Source organism: Streptomyces sp. NPDC107765, assembly GCF_055657085.1.
Map to the genome: position 1 here is coordinate 39,798 of NZ_JBVKBL010000002.1, position 15,542 is coordinate 55,339.

Below are 15,542 nucleotides of genomic sequence, written 5' to 3' on the forward strand. Positions count from 1 at the left end.
CCGTCATGCTTGTGCTGGTCCCCGGGGCTTCTTCCGGACCGCAGCCGGACCTCTCGGTCCGGCCGGCTGGTCCGGTGTCTGGCCGCCGGTTGCGCAGCTCTTGAGTTGGTGGCTGGGTCAGCCGGCCATCCGCCGGTTCGCCTCGTCGAGGCGCTCCGCGATGGTCCCGTTGATGACCTCGTCGCCGATCCGTACCTGGACGCCGCCGAGGACCTCGGGGTCCACGTCGAGGTTCAGGTGGATCTGCCGTCCGTACAGCGCGGTCAGGGAGGCGCTCAGCCGCTCCCGCTGTCCTTCGCTGAGGGGCACCGCGGAGGTGACCACCGCGACCATCCGGTCCCGGCGGTGCGCCGCCAGCTTGGAGAGGGCGTCGAGCCCCGCTTCCAGGCTACGGCCCCGCGGCTGTACGACAAGACGGATCACGACCCGCTCGGTGACCGGGTTGGCCCGGCCGCCCAGCAGCGAACGCAGCAGCTCCGTCTTGGCCGACGCCGCCGCGTTGCGGTCGGTCAGCGCACGGCGCAGCTCGGGGTTGGCGCCGACGATCCGGCCGAACCGGAACAGCTCGTCCTCGACGTCGTCGAGGCCACCGGCCCGCTGGGCGGCGACGAGGTCGGCGGTGAAGGCCAGCTCCTCGAGCGCGTCCGCCAGGTCACGCGAGCGCGACCAGCGCGAGCGGACCATGCCGGTCACCAGGTCGGTGGCCGGGCCGCCGATCCGGCCGCCGAGCAGCCGTCCGGCCAGTTCGGCCCGGGCCTCGCCGGCCTGCGCCGGGTCGGTCAGGACCCGACGCAGCGACACCTCGCGGTCGAGCAGAGCGGTGACGGCAGCCAGCTCCTCGGCGAGCTTCGCGGCGTCGACGGCAGTGTTGTCCGTCAGCGCGTCGAGCTGCTCGCGTGCGGAGGCAAGTGCCTCGCGGCTCGCTCCGTTCATCGGCCGGCCTCAGCCTTCGTCGCGTCCGACGCCGCATTGGCCTCGAGCTCGTCGAGGAAGCGGTCGATGGTCCGGCTCTGCCGGGCGTGGTCCTCGAGGGACTCGCCGACGAGCTTGCCGGCCAGGTCGGTGGCGAGCTTGCCCACGTCCTGACGCAGCGACTGCGCGGCCTGCTTGCGGTCCGCCTCGATCTGGGCGTGACCGGCAGCGATGATCTCCTCACGCTGCCGCTGGCCTTCGGCGCGCATCTCCGCGATGAGAGTCGCGCCCTGCTCCTGCGCCTCCTGGCGCAGACGCGCGGCCTCGTGGCGGGCGTCGGCCAGCTGCGCCCGGTAGTCCGCGAGCACCTGCTGGGCCTCGGCCTGGAGCGCCTCGGCTTCCTCCATCCGGCCTTCGATCTGCTTCCGGCGCTCGTCCAGAACCCTGTTGATGTTCGGGAGGAGCTTCTTGGCGAGGATGCCGAAGACGATGAAGAAAGCGATCAGGCCGATGACCAGCTCTGGAATCGGCGGGATCAGGGGGTTCTCGGGAACCTCCACCGCCATGGTGACCAGGGCGTTCACATCAGTGCCTTCCGTCTGAATGGATGTCGAGGGTTTCGTTTACTTGAAAACGAAGCCCATGACGATGCCGATGAGGGCGAGCGCCTCACAGAAGGCGAAACCCATGATCTGGTTGGTGCGGATCAGGCCGGCAGCCTCGGGCTGGCGGGCCAGGGCCTGGGTGCCGTTACCGAAGATGATGCCGACGCCGACGCCGGGGCCGATGGCCGCAAGGCCGTAGCCGATCGCGCTGGCGCTGCCGGTGAAGGCGGTCGCGGAGGCGAGGTTGACGGTCTCGAGAGCAGCGGACATGCCGTTACTTCCTTCTCATTTCACGTACCGGTGGGGGTTGGCCACCGGACAGCTGTTGGGCTGGGAGGCGGGGTGCTCAGTGGTGCTCGGCGAGCGCGCCCTGGACGTAGTTGCAGGCCAGGAGCACGAAGACGTACGCCTGGACGGCCTGGATGAAGAGCTCGAAGGCCGTCATCGCGAGAGTCATGAGGAACGAGGCGCCGGCGTAGACGATGCCGATGCCGTTCAGCAGGTACCAGCTGGCGATGGTGAACATCAGGATCAGCAGGTGGCCCGCGAACATGTTCGCGAAGAGCCGGACCGCGTGCGTGAACGGCCGGATGATCATGTTCGAGAGGAACTCGATGACGACGATCAGCGGCAGCACCCAGCCGAGCGACTTGTCATAGCCGGTGATGTTCTTCAGGGCGCCGACGAACCCGTGCTTCTTGAAGGTCAGGAAGACCCACAGGATGTAGACCATCGCCGCGAGGCCCACCGGGAAGGCGATGACCGACGTGACCGGGAAGGCGGCGACCGGGATGATCGACCACAGGTTCATGATCCACACGAAGAAGAACAGCGCGACCATGAAGGGGACGTATTTGTCGCCCTCCTTCTTCCCGAGCGCGTCATAGACGAGTCCGCGGCGTACGAAGTCGTAACCCGCCTCGCCGATCATCTGCAGCTTTCCGGGGACCACCTTCGCCTTGCCGAATGCGGCCCAGAAGAAGCCGACAACGACGACCGTGCTGAGCAGAGCCAGCAGCATCGGCTTGTTGAACTCGAAGCCACCGACGGTGAAGAGCGGCTTGAAGACGAACGAATGAAGCCCGGGAGCATCAAAGCCGCACCCGGAAAAGATGTGGCAGTCGGTCTCGAAGGCGAGCATCGTTTCAGCACTCACCGCGAGCTCCTTCAGCGTGGCGCATGGGTACGGCAACCTCGTTGTGTCGGCGCGGCGTTGAGCCACGGAGCGGCACTGGACTGGTCTTACGGATTAGGGGGCAGCTGGCCGGCTCTGGGCCGGGCCGGATCGCAGGCATCGGCCGCGAGAACTTCCCGTTCCGTCCCGTAGGACTCGGGAGCTCAGCCGCCTGCGCCAACTGTGCCGCAGTTGGCACCGGACGATAGCAGGCCCGCATGAGGCCATTTATCTCGGCCCTACGTGTCACGTCGGCGACCCCGCCGTCTCCGCCTTCTTGTGCTCGGCGGAGTCGGGATCCACGTACAGAATCTTTGCCTTCATATGACCGCGGGTCTGCGCTGCGATCCACACGAGGGTGGTGCCGAGCAGGGTGAACGCAAACGCCTTTGTGTCAAAGAGCGTTGTGTCCTTGAAGGCGATCAGGAAGACGAGCACGAACAGGATCTGCGTCGTGTAAAGCAGCAGCCCCATCATCTGGAACAGCTGCGGCAGGTTCTTCGCGGTTTTCTGCAGGACCACCAGGCCCGCGCCCATGACGAGCAGCACCAGCACGGTGCCGACGACAGCACCGATCGCTCCTGTCGCGCCTGCGACCACCGCGCTCACGGCAACGGCGACGACGCCGGCGGCGAGCGTGGGCACAACGGCGTGAAGGAGTAGTCGGGCGTCATTCGACTGCATGGCGGCGCTCCGGCATGGGGTGGGGGTGTGTCGTCAGGGACGAGCGTAGACCCGGCCTGAGGCGGAACCTGAGGCCAGAGGACCGTCGCACTACGGTCCTTCGGCTCTGTCGCCGGGTTTCGTGAACGGTATCACAAACTATTTGATGAGGTCTTTACCTGGTTCGTGTGGACCCTGTCACACCTGAGCGTGAACCTGCGCGTTGGTGCACTGACAGCCGGTTTTTTGTCTGGTATGGAGTCAACCGTCCCGGTTTCCGGTGCCCGTTCGGGCGACCTCACCCCGGGATCAGCGGTGACTACCCGCCTTCCGCCGGTCCACGAAGCGTGACCGGTCGCCGATCGCGGTGGCCCCGTTGATCCCCGCCGGGACCGGCTCCGGCTCCTCCGCCGGCACCCCGTCGGCCACTCCCGCGCCCATGCCGTCGCCCGCCGGCGCCAGCACCGTACGGACCACCCTGCGGTAGCGCGGCGGCACCATCCGCTCCGCCCAGCGCGGCGCCCGCGGCGTGAAGCGCGGCAGCAGGAGCAGCACCAGGCCCACCGCGCTGAGCAGCACGATGCCCAGCACGATCCACATGCTGGCGTTGTTCGCCGAGTAGGCCACCGCGCCGAACGCGATCAGCGCCGACCAGAAGTACATGATCAGCACCGCGCGGCTGTGCGAGTGGCCGATCTCCAGCAGCCGGTGGTGCAGGTGCCCGCGGTCCGCGGCGAACGGCGACTGCCCCTTCCAGGTGCGCCGCACGATGGCCAGAATCAGGTCGGCGACCGGCACCGCGATGACGGTCAGCGGCAGCAGCAGCGGGATGTAGACCGGCACCATCGCGTGGGTGGCCTCGCGCAGACCGCCCGCCTTCTGGTTGAGCAGGTCCGGGTCGACCTGGCCGGTCACCGAGACCGCGCCGGCCGCCATCACCAGGCCGATCAGCATCGACCCGGAGTCGCCCATGAAGATCCGCGCCGGGTGCATGTTGTGCGGCAGGAAGCCCAGGCACATGCCCATCAGAACGACCGAGAACAGCGTTGCGGGCGCGGCGGCCTCGATGCCGTAGCCGAACCACATCCGGTACGCGTACATGAAGAACGCCGCCGCGGCGATGCACACCATGCCGGAGGCCAGCCCGTCCAGGCCGTCGACGAAGTTCACCGCGTTGATGGTGATCACCACCAGGGCGACGGTCAGCAGCGTGCCCTGCATCGGCGTGAGCGAGACCGTGCCGACGCCCGGGATCGGGATCCACAGGATCGTCAGGCCCTGCAGCACCATCACGCCCGCGGCGATCATCTGGCCGCCCAGCTTGACCAGCGCGTCCACGCCCCACTTGTCGTCGAGCACGCCGAGGATCCAGATCAGCGCGGCGCCCGACAGCAGTGCCCGCGGCTCGTCGGAGTTCTCGAAGACGCTCTTGAGGTTGGTCAGGTGCGAGGCGACCAGCAGACCGGCGCACAGCCCGCCGAACATGGCGATGCCGCCGAGCCGCGGCGTCGGCTCGCGGTGCACATCACGCGCGCGGATCTCCGGCATCGCGCCGGCCGCGATCGCGAACTTCCGCACCGGCCCGGTCAGCAGATAGGTGATCGCGGCCGTGACGCACAGCGTCAGCAGGTATTCACGCACGGGCTGCCCCAGAGGTATAGCTGGCCATCACAGCCCCACACCCTATGCGGGTCCGCCCCCTGGCCGTGAATACAGGAGAAGACGCCTGGTGTCAGCGTGCGGTTCCGGCCGTCACCCTTGTGGGGGATAAGGCGGAAATCGGTGGACCAACGCGACGGTCTCCCGGCGGGCCGTGCCGTCCTCCCGCAGCGCCGCCGCGATCAGCCCCGCGACCTGCGTCATCTCCGTTTCGGTCATCCCCTGGGTGGTGACCGCGGCGGTACCCAGCCGCAGCCCCGTACGGCGGGCCGCGGCGCCCTCCGCGCACGGCAGCGCGCAGGTGTCCAGCACGATCCCGGCGGCCGCCAGCCGGCCCCGGGCGGTGCGTGCGTCCAGGCCCAGCGGCGTGGGGTCGGCGGTGATCAGATGGGTGTCGGTGCCGCCGGTGGTGATCGTCAGCCCCTGATCCTCGAGCGCCGCGGCGAGCGCCCGGGCATTGGCGACGACCTGTCGGGTGTACGCGGCGAAGGCCGGGCCGGCGGCCTCCGCGAAGGCGACGGCCTTGGCGGCGACCGAGTTCATCTGTGCGCCCCCCTGGGTGAAGGGGAACACCGCACGGTCGATCCGCTCGGCCAGTTTTGCGCCGCACAGCAGCATCCCGCCGCGGGGCCCGCGCAGCACCTTGTGAGTGGTGCCGCACACCACATGCGCGTACGGCACGGGGCTCGGCGCCACTCCCCCGGCGATCAGCCCCATCGGGTGCGCGACGTCCGCGATCAGGTAGGCGCCGGTCTCGTCGGCGATGTCGCGGAAGGCGGCGTAGTCGAGGTGCCGGGGGTAGGAGATCGAGCCGCAGACGATCGCCTTGGGCCGGCGGGCCCGGGCCAGCTCGCGGATCGCGTCGTAGTCCAGCAGCCCGGTCTCCTCGTCGACCCCGTAGCCGGCGAAGTCGAACCAGCGGCCGGAGAAGTTGGCGGGCGATCCGTGGGTGAGGTGTCCGCCGTGCGGCAGGGACATGGCCAGGACGGTGTCTCCGGGGCGCAGCAGGGCGGCGTAGGCGGCCAGAACGGCCGAAGACCCGGAGTGGGCCTGGACGTTGGCGTGTTCGGCGCCGAAAAGGGCCTTGGCGCGCTCCACGGCGATCCGCTCGGCGAGGTCGACGATCTCGCAGCCGCCGTGGTGCCGCGCGCCGGGGTACCCCTCGGCGTACTTGTTGCCCAGCGGGGAGCCGAGGGCCGCCAGGACGGCCGGTGAGGTGAAGTTCTCCGCGGCGATGAGCTGCAGCCCGTCGCTCTGCCGGGCGCTCTCGCCGAGCAGGACGCCGGCGATCTCCGGGTCCTGTCGCAGCAGCGCGCCGAAGTCCGGGGCGCCGGCGGGGTGCGTGACCCCTTCGCGGGCGGCGGCCCGGGCCCGGTCCTGGAGCGTCTCGTCGGCGGTGCCGGCAGCGGTCCCGCCGCCGGTCCCGTCGGCCGGCGCGCGGTCGGCCGGGGTCTCGCTGCGGGGTGACGCGGTGGTGGCGGGCATGGCGTGCTCCGGGCCTCGTCGGGACGTAGTCCCAATGTAGGCGCGGCGGCCCGATCGGGCGCGGTGTGCGGGCCGCCCGGGGGGCGCGGCCGGCCCGGTGGCCCGACACGGCCCGCCGCCACGGCCCGCGGGCGCGGCACCGGGTCAGGCCCGGGCGGGGACCCCGGTGAGGGCGGTGACGACCGGGTCGAGGGCCTGGTTGATCTCGTCGCCGATGGAGCGGAAGAACGTGATGGGGGCGCCGTAGGGGTCGTAGACCTCGTCCGACTCCGGGTTGGGCGCGAGCAGCCAGCCGCGCAGCGCGGCGGCCGCGCCGACCAGCGCCCGGGCCCGCTCGACCAGCCCGCCGTCCGGCAGGTCCGGGTCCGGTTCGGGCAGCGTGGCGGGGTCTATGGCCCGCACCAGCCGGTTGAACTCCTTGAGGGTGAAGGTGCGCAGCCCCGCGGAGTGGCCCATCGAGATGACCTGCGCGCGGTGGTCGCGGGTCGCGGTCAGGACCAGGTCGGCGCGGATGACGTGCTCGTCGAGGAGTTCCCGGCCGATGAAGCCGGCCGGGTCCGCGCCGTAGTCGGTCAGCACCGTGGCGGCGTGCGCCTCCATCGGGGCGCCCTCATGGCCCCAGGTGCCGGCGCTCTCCACGATCAGCCCGCCGCAGTGGGCGCCGCCGAGCCGCCGCTCCAGGGCATGGCGGTGCAGCCGCTCGGTGATGGGCGAGCGGCAGACGTTGCCGGTGCTGACGTGGAGGATCCGGAAAGGGGGCGGAGAGGGTACCGGGGGGTCGGTGTCGTCGCCTGGTCCCGCTATGCCACGCCCCAGGGGCGCCATCAATTGGCCACCTTGAGCTCGGGTACCACCTTGCGCAGCTCGTCGGCGCCGAGTGCGCCCTCGCGCAGCAGCACCGGGATCTTGCCGGTGACATCGACGATCGAGGACGGCACGGCGGCGGGCGTCGGGCCGCCGTCGAGGTAGACGGACACCGCGTCGCCCAGCATCTCCTGTGCGGCGTCGCAGTCCTGCGGGGAGGGGTGGCCGGTGAGGTTGGCGCTGGAGACGGCCATCGGGCCGACGTCGGTCAGCAGCTCGATCGCGACCGGGTGCAGCGGCATGCGGACCGCGACCGTGCCGCGGGTCTCGCCCAGGTCCCAGGTCAGCGACGGCTGGTGCCGGGCGACGAGGGTGAGCGCGCCGGGCCAGAAGGCGTCGACGAGCTCCCAGGCCAGCTCGGAGAAGTCGGTGACCAGGCCGTGCAGGGTGTTGGGCGAGCCGACGAGGACCGGGGAGGGCATGCCGCGGCCGCGGCCCTTGGCCTCCAGCAGGTCGCCGACGGCCTCCGCGCTGAAGGCGTCCGCGCCGATGCCGTAGACGGTGTCGGTCGGCAGCACGACCAGCTCACCGCGGCGGACGGCCGAGGCGGCCTCGCGCAGACCGGTCGCGCGGTCGGTCGCGTCGCTGCAGTCGTATCGCCGTGCCATTAGCGGTCCTCCTGGTGCCGAACGGTTGGGGGGTTCATCAAGGCGGTGGGCGTCATGGCATCGCCCGGCGCGCGGTGGCGAAACGGGGCCTGTTGTTGAGGTCGGGATGGTCGGCCGCGTCGGCCCAGCCCCGCTCCTCGGTGAAGATCCACGGCACCTGCCCGCCCTGGGTGTCCGCGTGCTCGATGACGACCACGCCGCCGGGCCGCAGCAGGCGGTGTGCGGTCCGCTCGATGCCGCGGATGGTGTCCAGGCCGTCCGGGCCCGAGAACAGCGCGAGCTCGGGGTCGTGGTCGCGTGCCTCGGGTGCGACGTACTCCCACTCGGTCAGCGGGATGTACGGCGGGTTGGAGACGACCAGGTCGACCTGGCCGTCCAGCTCGGGAAGCGCGGTCAGCGCGTCGCCGTGATGGAGAACGACGCGGGACCCCTCGACGTTCTTGCGGGCGTACGCCAGGGCTTCCTCGGACAGCTCCACGGCGTGCACCCGGGAGCGCGGCACCTCCTGCGCCAGGGCGAGTGCGATCGCCCCGGAGCCGGTGCACAGGTCGACGATGAGCGGCTCGACGACGTCCATGGCCCGCACGGCGTCTATCGCCCAGCCGACCACCGACTCGGTCTCCGGCCGGGGCACGAACACCCCGGGTCCGACGCTGAGTTCGAGGTAGCGGAAGAAGGCCCGGCCGGTGATGTGCTGGAGCGGCTCACGGGCCTCGCGGCGGGCGACGGCCTCCCAGTAGCGGGCGTCGAAGTCCGCGTCGGGGACCGTGTGCAGCTGGCTCCGCTTGACGCCGTGCACGTGCGCGGCGAGCTCCTCGGCGTCGAAGCGGGGTGAGGGCACGCCGGCGTCGGCCAGCCGCTGGGTGGCCTGGGCCACCTCGGCGAGCAGCAGGTTCACGGGGGTCCTCCAGCCGTGCGGACGGGTCGAGCGGGGGGCTTACTGGGCGGCGGCGAGCTTGGCGGCCGAATCGGCGTCGACGCACGCCTGGATGACCGGGTCGAGCTCGCCGTCGAGCACCTGGTCCAAGTTGTACGCCTTGAAGCCGACGCGGTGGTCCGAAATGCGGTTTTCGGGGAAGTTGTACGTGCGGATGCGCTCGGAGCGGTCGACCGTGCGGACCTGGCTGCGCCGGGCGTCCGACGCCTCGCGCTCGGCCTCCTCCTGGGCGGCGGCCAGCAGCCGGGAGCGCAGGATGCGCATCGCCTGCTCCTTGTTCTGGAGCTGGCTCTTCTCGTTCTGGCAGGAGACGACGATGCCGGTGGGCAGGTGGGTGATGCGCACCGCGGAGTCGGTGGTGTTGACGGACTGGCCGCCGGGCCCGGAGGAGCGGTAGACGTCGATCCGCAGGTCGTTGGCCACGATCTCGACCTCGACCTCCTCGGCCTCGGGCGTGACCAGCACGCCGGCCGCGGAGGTGTGGATCCGGCCCTGCGACTCGGTGGCGGGCACGCGCTGGACGCGGTGCACCCCGCCCTCGTACTTCAGCCGCGCCCAGACGCCCTGGCCGGGCTCGACCGCGCCGTTGCCGCCCTTGGTCTTCACGGCGACCTGGACGTCCTTGTAGCCGCCGAGGTCGGACTCGTTGGCGTCGAGGATCTCGGTCTTCCAGCCGACCCGCTCGGCGTAGCGCAGGTACATCCGCAGCAGGTCGCCGGCGAACAGCGCGGACTCCTCGCCGCCCTCGCCGGCCTTGACCTCCAGGATGACGTCCTTGTCGTCGCTGGGGTCGCGCGGGACGAGCAGCAGCCGCAGCTTCTCGGTCAGCTCCTCGCGGCTGGCGTCGAGCTCCTTGACCTCGTCGGCGAAGTCCGGGTCGTCCGCGGCCAGTTCGCGCGCGGTCTCGATGTCCTCGCCGGTCCGCTTCCAGTCGCGGTACGTCGCGATGATCGGGGTCAGCTCGGCGTAGCGCTTGTTGAGCCGCATGGCTTCGCGCTGGTCGGCGTGGACCGCGGGGTCGGCCAGCCGCTTTTCGAGATCGGCGTGCTCACCGATCAGTTCCTCGACCGCCTCGAACATCGTGGGGTTCCTCTGCTGGCTGGCTGACTGTCTCTACCCGGGGGGCGTCCCCCGCCAAAAAAGGCGCCGGTCCGGCCACCCCTGGGCAGGGGCGACCGGAGACCGGCGCCTTGTGGGTCGCTACTTCTTGGCGGACCCGGCGTTCTTGCCGAAGCGGGCCTCGAAGCGGGCCACACGACCGCCCGTGTCCAGGATCTTCTGCTTACCGGTGTAGAACGGGTGGCACTCGGAGCAGATGTCGGCGCGGATGCTGCCGCCGGCAACGGTGCTGCGGGTGGTGAAGGACGCGCCACAGGTGCAGCTGACCTGGGTCTCGACGTACTCCGGGTGGATGTCGCGCTTCAAGGGATTCTCCTAGGTTCGGGAGTGCACCGGGTCGTGTCGCGGGTTGCGTCACGTGAACCGGGGCCGACGGTCCAGTCTGCCAGGACTAGCCGTATCTCCCAAAACCGGGGTAGGTGCGCAACTATTCCCCGCCCGGTTCCGGGACCGCGCGGGCCCCGGAACCCGCGCACCGCGGCTACTTCACGTAGCGGCTGGTGCCTCCGGTGTCACCGGCCGAGCCCTTGATCGCGGACTTCGGGATGTCCCGGTCGTTGCGCAGCGCGTTCCAGACCTGCTTGCCCTGCCGGGTCAGCGGCACCACACGGTCCGGGTTGGCGGTGTCGTACGTCACCGGCAGCGTCACCATGTCGATGTTCTCCGAGCCGATCGAGCCCAGGCTCTTGGCCAGGCCGGTCAGTTCGCTGACCGAGTTCAGATCGGTGTCGGTGGTGATGGCCTTGGTGGCCGTGTCGGCGATGTCGTAGAGCTTGGTGGGGTTGGTCAGCACGCCGACGTTCTTGACCTGGTTCATCAGGGCCTTGACGAACGTCTGCTGGAGCTGGATGCGGCCCAGGTCGCTGCCGTCGCCGCCGGGCACGCCGTGCCGGGTGCGGACCAGGCCGAGCGACTGCTCGCCGTCGAGCGTGTGGTGGCCGGCCTTCAGGTGCAGGTGGCTGTTGTGGTCGTCGATCGCCTTGGTGGTGGTGATGTCGACGCCGCCCAGCGCGTCGATGAGCTTCTTGAAGCCGGTGAAGTCGACCTCGATGAAGTGGTCCATCCGGATCCCGCTGATCGACTCGACGGTCTTGACGGCGCACGCGGGGCCGCCGACCTCGAAGGCGGTGTTGAACATCGCCCGCCGCTCACCGGGGACGTTCTTGCCGTCCTTGGTGGTGCAGCCGGGCCGGCTGATCAGGGTGTCCCGGGGGATGCTGACGACACTGGCCTTCTTGTGGCCCTTGAAGACGTGCACGACCATCGCGGTGTCCGAGCGCGCCCCGCCCTCGTCCTTGCCGTACTCGCCGTTCTTGCCGGCCCGCGAGTCGGAGCCCATCACGAGGATGTCCATCGAGCCGTCGTCGACGTTCTGGGGCCGGTCGTGGCCGAGGGCGGCGTTGATGTCGACGCCCTTCAGATTGCCGTTGAGCTTGAAGTAGACGTAGCCGAGTCCGGCACCACCGAGCAGTACGACGCTGACCAGCGCGCACAGCGTGATGGTGAGTGCCCGGCGGCGCCGGGTCGGGCCCTTGCGCCGGCGGCCGGTGGCACGTATGCCGCGCGCACGGCTTTCGGCCGTCTGCACGGTCCCACTGCTGTCCGCCATCTGCTCCTCAGTCCTTGTCGCCGTCGCTGCCCCTCGCCGTCACCGTGCTGCCTGCTGTCACGGTCCGTCGCGCCTTGTCAGACGGGAGGCTGACGGGAAGGGTTGCACAGCAAGTGATGAGCGGATTCTTAGAAAACGCCGCGGGCCGGGTCCGGCCGTGCGCCGGCTCCGCCGTCCTCACCTGGTCTTTCGTCCCGGCTTCGGTCCTGGCTGGAACGTTGCGTCCGGCGGTGATCTGTGCGGAACGTCTCAGATCGGACACTTCGCCGGCTCCCGGTGCGCGGCGCAGGTCACACGACCACCGGGCGCGCAGCCGTGCCGGGGGCCACCGGCCCGGGATGCCGTACGGGCCACTGGGCCGCTCAGCACGACGCCCCCCTCACCCGTAAGGGCGAGGGGGGCGGTGCGGACGGCGCCGGAGCGCTCCGGGGCGTCAGTCGTTGCCGTTGCCCGCGGTCGGCGTCGTCTTCTGGATCTGCAGCAGGAACTCCGCGTTGGACTTCGTCTGCTTCATCTTGTCCAGCAGCAGCTCGATGGCCTGCTGCTGGTCCAGGGCGTGCAGCACCCGGCGGAGCTTCCAGACGATGGCCAGCTCGTCGCTGCCCATCAGGATCTCTTCCTTACGGGTGCCGGACGCGTCCACGTCCACCGCCGGGAAGATGCGCTTGTCGGCGAGCTTCCGGTCGAGCTTGAGCTCCATGTTGCCGGTGCCCTTGAACTCCTCGAAGATCACCTCGTCCATCCGCGAGCCGGTCTCGACCAGCGCGGTGGCCAGGATGGTCAGCGAGCCGCCGTCCTCGATGTTGCGCGCCGCACCGAAGAACTTCTTCGGCGGGTAGAGGGCGGTGGAGTCGACACCACCGGACAGGATGCGGCCCGAGGCCGGGGCGGCGAGGTTGTACGCCCGGCCCAGACGGGTGATCGAGTCCAGCAGGACGACGACGTCGTGGCCCAGCTCCACCAGGCGCTTGGCCCGCTCGATGGCGAGTTCGGCGACGGTGGTGTGGTCCTCGGCCGGGCGGTCGAAGGTCGAGGAGATGACCTCGCCCTTGACCGACCGCTGCATGTCGGTGACCTCTTCGGGACGCTCGTCGACGAGGACGACCATCAGGTGGCACTCGGGGTTGTTGCGGGTGATCGCGTTGGCGATGGCCTGCATGATCATGGTCTTGCCGGTCTTCGGCGGGGCCACGATCAGACCGCGCTGGCCCTTGCCGATCGGCGAGACCAGGTCGATGATCCGGGTCGTCAGCGCACCGGACTCGCCCTCCAGGCGCAGCCGCTCCTGCGGGTAAAGGGGCGTCAGCTTGCCGAAGTCCGGCCGCCCGCGGCCCTGTTCGGGCGCCATGCTGTTGACGGTGTCGAGCCGGACCAGCGCGTTGAACTTCTCGCGCCGCTCGCCGTCCTTGGGCTGCCGGACCGCGCCGGTGACGTGGTCACCCTTGCGCAGACCGTTCTTGCGGACCTGGGCGAGCGAGACGTAGACGTCGTTCGGGCCGGGCAGGTAGCCGGAGGTCCGGATGAACGCGTAGTTGTCGAGGATGTCCAGGATGCCCGCGACCGGGATCAGGACGTCGTCCTCGGCGATCTGCGGCTCGTTGCCGAATTCCTCGCGGCCACCGCGGCGGCCGCGGCGGTCGCGGTAGCGGCCGCGCCGGCCGCGCCGGCCGCCCTCGAAGTCGTCGTCGTCGTCCCGGCGGTCCCGGTCCCGGTCGCGGTCCCGGCCCTGGCGCTGGCCGCCCTGGCCGCCGTCGCCGGCGTCGCCCTTGCGGCGGTCACCGCGGTCACCGCGGTCACCACGGTCACCGCGGTCGCGCTGGCGGCGGTCGCCGCGGTCGCCCTTCTGGCCCCGGTCCTGGCGGTCGCCGCGCTCCTGGCGCTCGCCGCCCTTGGCGGGCCGGCCGTCGCCGGTCTCCTGCGGGGCGGTGGCGGTGTCGGTGCGCGCCTCGGTCTTGATGTCGGTCTTCGCCTCGACCTTGGTGTCGGTCTTGAGGCCGCCGTCGGCCTCGGGGCTGCCCGCGGCGGCGGTGGCCCGGCGGCGGCGCCGCTCACCGGCCGGCTGCTCGTCGCTGACCGGCTGGCCGGGGATGTCGATCTGCTGCTGGGCGCCGGCCTTGTCGGCCTTGTCCTTGGCGGCGCGCCCGGTCTTGTCGGCCTTGGCGGCCGGCTCCGCGGCCTCCTCGCCGGTGCGGGCCTTGGAGGTCGTACGGCGCTTGGGCTTGGCCTCGGCCTCGGTGGACGCGTCGGCCTTGGCCGCGGTGCCCGAGCCTTGGGCCTGGCGCTCCTTGATGACCTCGATCAGCTGGCTCTTGCGCATCCGCGCGGTGCCCTTGATACCGAGGCCGGAGGCCACCTGCTGCAGCTCGGCCAGGACCATGCCCTCAAGGCCGGTGCCGGAACGGCGGCGCCGGGTGGTGGCAGGCGCGGCGGGAGCGTCCGTGGCGGGCGTGGTGGCACTGCCATCGGTGCGCGCGCCCATCAGATCGGTGGTGTCGCTCACGAAGGGTCCTTCCCTGGAGCGGGCGTCGGCCTGTCTGGCTCGGCGACCGGTTGTGCTGTCCGGCTGGGTCCTCAGGTCTCGCGGACCGGGCCGGGGCGGTGGTCCCGCCGGAAGTGGCGGAGAGATCAGTTCATGATTCCGGCGCGAAGAGATGCAGAGTGACTCATGTCGTCACGCCGATTCCGGAGCATGCTCGCTACTGCTTCAGGCAACTGCTCCAAGCAGTTTGGGAGGCTCCCGGAAGAAAGGTGGTCCCGATGGGGGACACGAAGCACAGCGCCACTGCGGCGGCTCGTACTCACTTGAGGTTAACACTACCGGATCCAACAAACATTCCCCCTCTCAAAGACCGGCAATCGTCGATCAGCTGCGTGATCACCCGGCGAGCGGCAGTACACCGGTCCCTGCCGCGTCGAGGGTCAGCCGGTTCGCCGCCCACCCCTCGCCCGCCAGTGCCGCGACCTTCTCGGCCGCCGCGTCGTCGACCAGCGCGAGCACCGTCGGGCCCGCACCGGACACGACTGCGGGGACGCCGTCCGAGCGCAGTCGGTTCACCAGGGCCACGCTCTCCGGCATCGCCGGGGCGCGGTACTCCTGGTGAAGTCGGTCCTCCGTCGCGGCGAGCAGCAGCTCGGGGCGCCTGGTCAGGGCCTCGACGAGCAGTGCGGCGCGGCCGGCGTTGGCCGCGGCGTCCACGTGCGGGACGGTGCGCGGCAGCAGTCCGCGGGCGGTCTCGGTGAGCACCGGCTTCCCGGGCACGAAGACCACCGGAACGATGGAATCGGCGGGATCCATCCGGATCGCCCGTGCGGTGCCGGTGTCCATCCAGGCGAGCGTGAAGCCGCCGAGCAGACAGGCGGCGACGTTGTCGGGGTGGCCCTCGATCTCGGTGGCCAGCTCCAGCAGAGCGGCGTCGTCGAGCTTCTGCTCGCCGCCTATCGTCACGGCGCGGGCGGCGACGATGCCGGCGCAGATGGCGGCCGACGAGGAGCCCAGGCCGCGACCGTGCGGGATGCGGTTGGCGCAGACGATTTCCAGGCCGCGCGGCTGTCCGCCGAGCAGCTCGAAGGCGGTGCGCATCGACCGGACGAGCAGGTGGCTCTCGTCGCGCGGGAGGGTGTCGGCGCCCTCACCTGCGATGTCGATATGCAGCCCGGAGTCGGCGACGCGCACCACGACATCGTCGTACAGGCCCAGGGAAAGACCCAGGGCATCGAAGCCGGGACCGAGATTGGCGCTGGTAGCGGGGGTGCGCACCCGGACGGCGGCGGCGCGGAACGCGGGACCGGCCATCGCTCGATGACTCTCCTTGATTGATGCTGCGGTACTGACCCGGAGCGCCGCGGCACCGAGGTGCCCGGCCGGCTCGTGGGGTCTGTTCTGACCTGCCCTGAACACCACTGCGTT

15 protein-coding genes are annotated in these 15,542 nt (G+C 70.6%); all 15 read right to left on the minus strand.

Features of this window, described 5'->3' with window-relative positions; genetic code table 11:
* Positions 1 to 117: 117 nt before the first annotated feature.
* A complete protein-coding gene (locus ACZ7MX_RS04680) occupies positions 118 to 933 on the minus strand; it encodes a F0F1 ATP synthase subunit delta (protein WP_472129369.1) in 816 nt (271 codons plus the stop codon).
* Positions 930 to 1,496, minus strand: a complete 567-nt coding sequence (locus ACZ7MX_RS04685; protein WP_472129371.1) for a F0F1 ATP synthase subunit B — start codon at positions 1,494 to 1,496, stop codon at positions 930 to 932. The genes ACZ7MX_RS04680 and ACZ7MX_RS04685 overlap by 4 nt, the downstream gene beginning before the upstream one ends.
* 39 nt (positions 1,497 to 1,535) lie before the next feature.
* On the minus strand, positions 1,536 to 1,787 hold the full coding sequence (gene atpE, locus ACZ7MX_RS04690) for an ATP synthase F0 subunit C (protein ID WP_030414140.1): 252 nt from the start codon (positions 1,785 to 1,787) through the stop codon (positions 1,536 to 1,538).
* 76 nt (positions 1,788 to 1,863) lie between these two features.
* Positions 1,864 to 2,658, minus strand: coding sequence for a F0F1 ATP synthase subunit A (gene atpB, locus ACZ7MX_RS04695; protein ID WP_472130545.1), 795 nt, complete (start codon positions 2,656 to 2,658; stop codon positions 1,864 to 1,866).
* Between the two features lie 279 nt (positions 2,659 to 2,937).
* A complete protein-coding gene (locus tag ACZ7MX_RS04700) occupies positions 2,938 to 3,375 on the minus strand; it encodes a hypothetical protein (RefSeq protein WP_030811005.1) in 438 nt (145 codons plus the stop codon).
* A 288-nt stretch (positions 3,376 to 3,663) separates the two neighbouring features.
* Positions 3,664 to 4,995, minus strand: a complete 1,332-nt coding sequence (locus tag ACZ7MX_RS04705) for an MraY family glycosyltransferase (RefSeq protein WP_472129373.1) — start codon at positions 4,993 to 4,995, stop codon at positions 3,664 to 3,666.
* A 111-nt stretch (positions 4,996 to 5,106) separates the two neighbouring features.
* Positions 5,107 to 6,498, minus strand: a complete 1,392-nt coding sequence (locus tag ACZ7MX_RS04710; protein WP_472129375.1) for a serine hydroxymethyltransferase — start codon at positions 6,496 to 6,498, stop codon at positions 5,107 to 5,109.
* Positions 6,499 to 6,642: 144 nt separating this feature from the next.
* Positions 6,643 to 7,326, minus strand: a complete 684-nt coding sequence (locus ACZ7MX_RS04715) for an arsenate reductase/protein-tyrosine-phosphatase family protein (protein WP_472129377.1) — start codon at positions 7,324 to 7,326, stop codon at positions 6,643 to 6,645.
* Positions 7,323 to 7,970, minus strand: a complete 648-nt coding sequence (locus ACZ7MX_RS04720) for an L-threonylcarbamoyladenylate synthase (RefSeq protein WP_030811023.1) — start codon at positions 7,968 to 7,970, stop codon at positions 7,323 to 7,325. The genes ACZ7MX_RS04715 and ACZ7MX_RS04720 overlap by 4 nt, the downstream gene beginning before the upstream one ends.
* A 52-nt stretch (positions 7,971 to 8,022) precedes the next feature.
* Positions 8,023 to 8,868, minus strand: coding sequence for a peptide chain release factor N(5)-glutamine methyltransferase (gene prmC / locus ACZ7MX_RS04725; protein ID WP_472129379.1), 846 nt, complete (start codon positions 8,866 to 8,868; stop codon positions 8,023 to 8,025).
* Between the two features lie 39 nt (positions 8,869 to 8,907).
* The gene (gene prfA, locus ACZ7MX_RS04730) at positions 8,908 to 9,987 is read right to left on the minus strand and encodes a peptide chain release factor 1 (RefSeq protein ID WP_472129381.1); all 1,080 of its coding nucleotides are present in this window, start codon (positions 9,985 to 9,987) and stop codon (positions 8,908 to 8,910) included.
* A gap of 120 nt (positions 9,988 to 10,107) precedes the next feature.
* Positions 10,108 to 10,332, minus strand: a complete 225-nt coding sequence (gene rpmE, locus ACZ7MX_RS04735) for a 50S ribosomal protein L31 (RefSeq protein ID WP_030414149.1) — start codon at positions 10,330 to 10,332, stop codon at positions 10,108 to 10,110.
* Positions 10,333 to 10,507: 175 nt separating this feature from the next.
* Complete coding sequence (locus ACZ7MX_RS04740) at positions 10,508 to 11,635, minus strand: LCP family protein (protein ID WP_472129383.1); 1,128 nt, start codon at positions 11,633 to 11,635, stop codon at positions 10,508 to 10,510.
* Positions 11,636 to 12,068: 433 nt separating this feature from the next.
* Complete coding sequence (gene rho / locus ACZ7MX_RS04745; RefSeq protein WP_472129384.1) at positions 12,069 to 14,135, minus strand: transcription termination factor Rho; 2,067 nt, start codon at positions 14,133 to 14,135, stop codon at positions 12,069 to 12,071.
* 375 nt (positions 14,136 to 14,510) lie between these two features.
* On the minus strand, positions 14,511 to 15,428 hold the full coding sequence (thrB, locus tag ACZ7MX_RS04750; RefSeq protein WP_472129386.1) for a homoserine kinase: 918 nt from the start codon (positions 15,426 to 15,428) through the stop codon (positions 14,511 to 14,513).
* Positions 15,429 to 15,542: the final 114 nt, after the last annotated feature.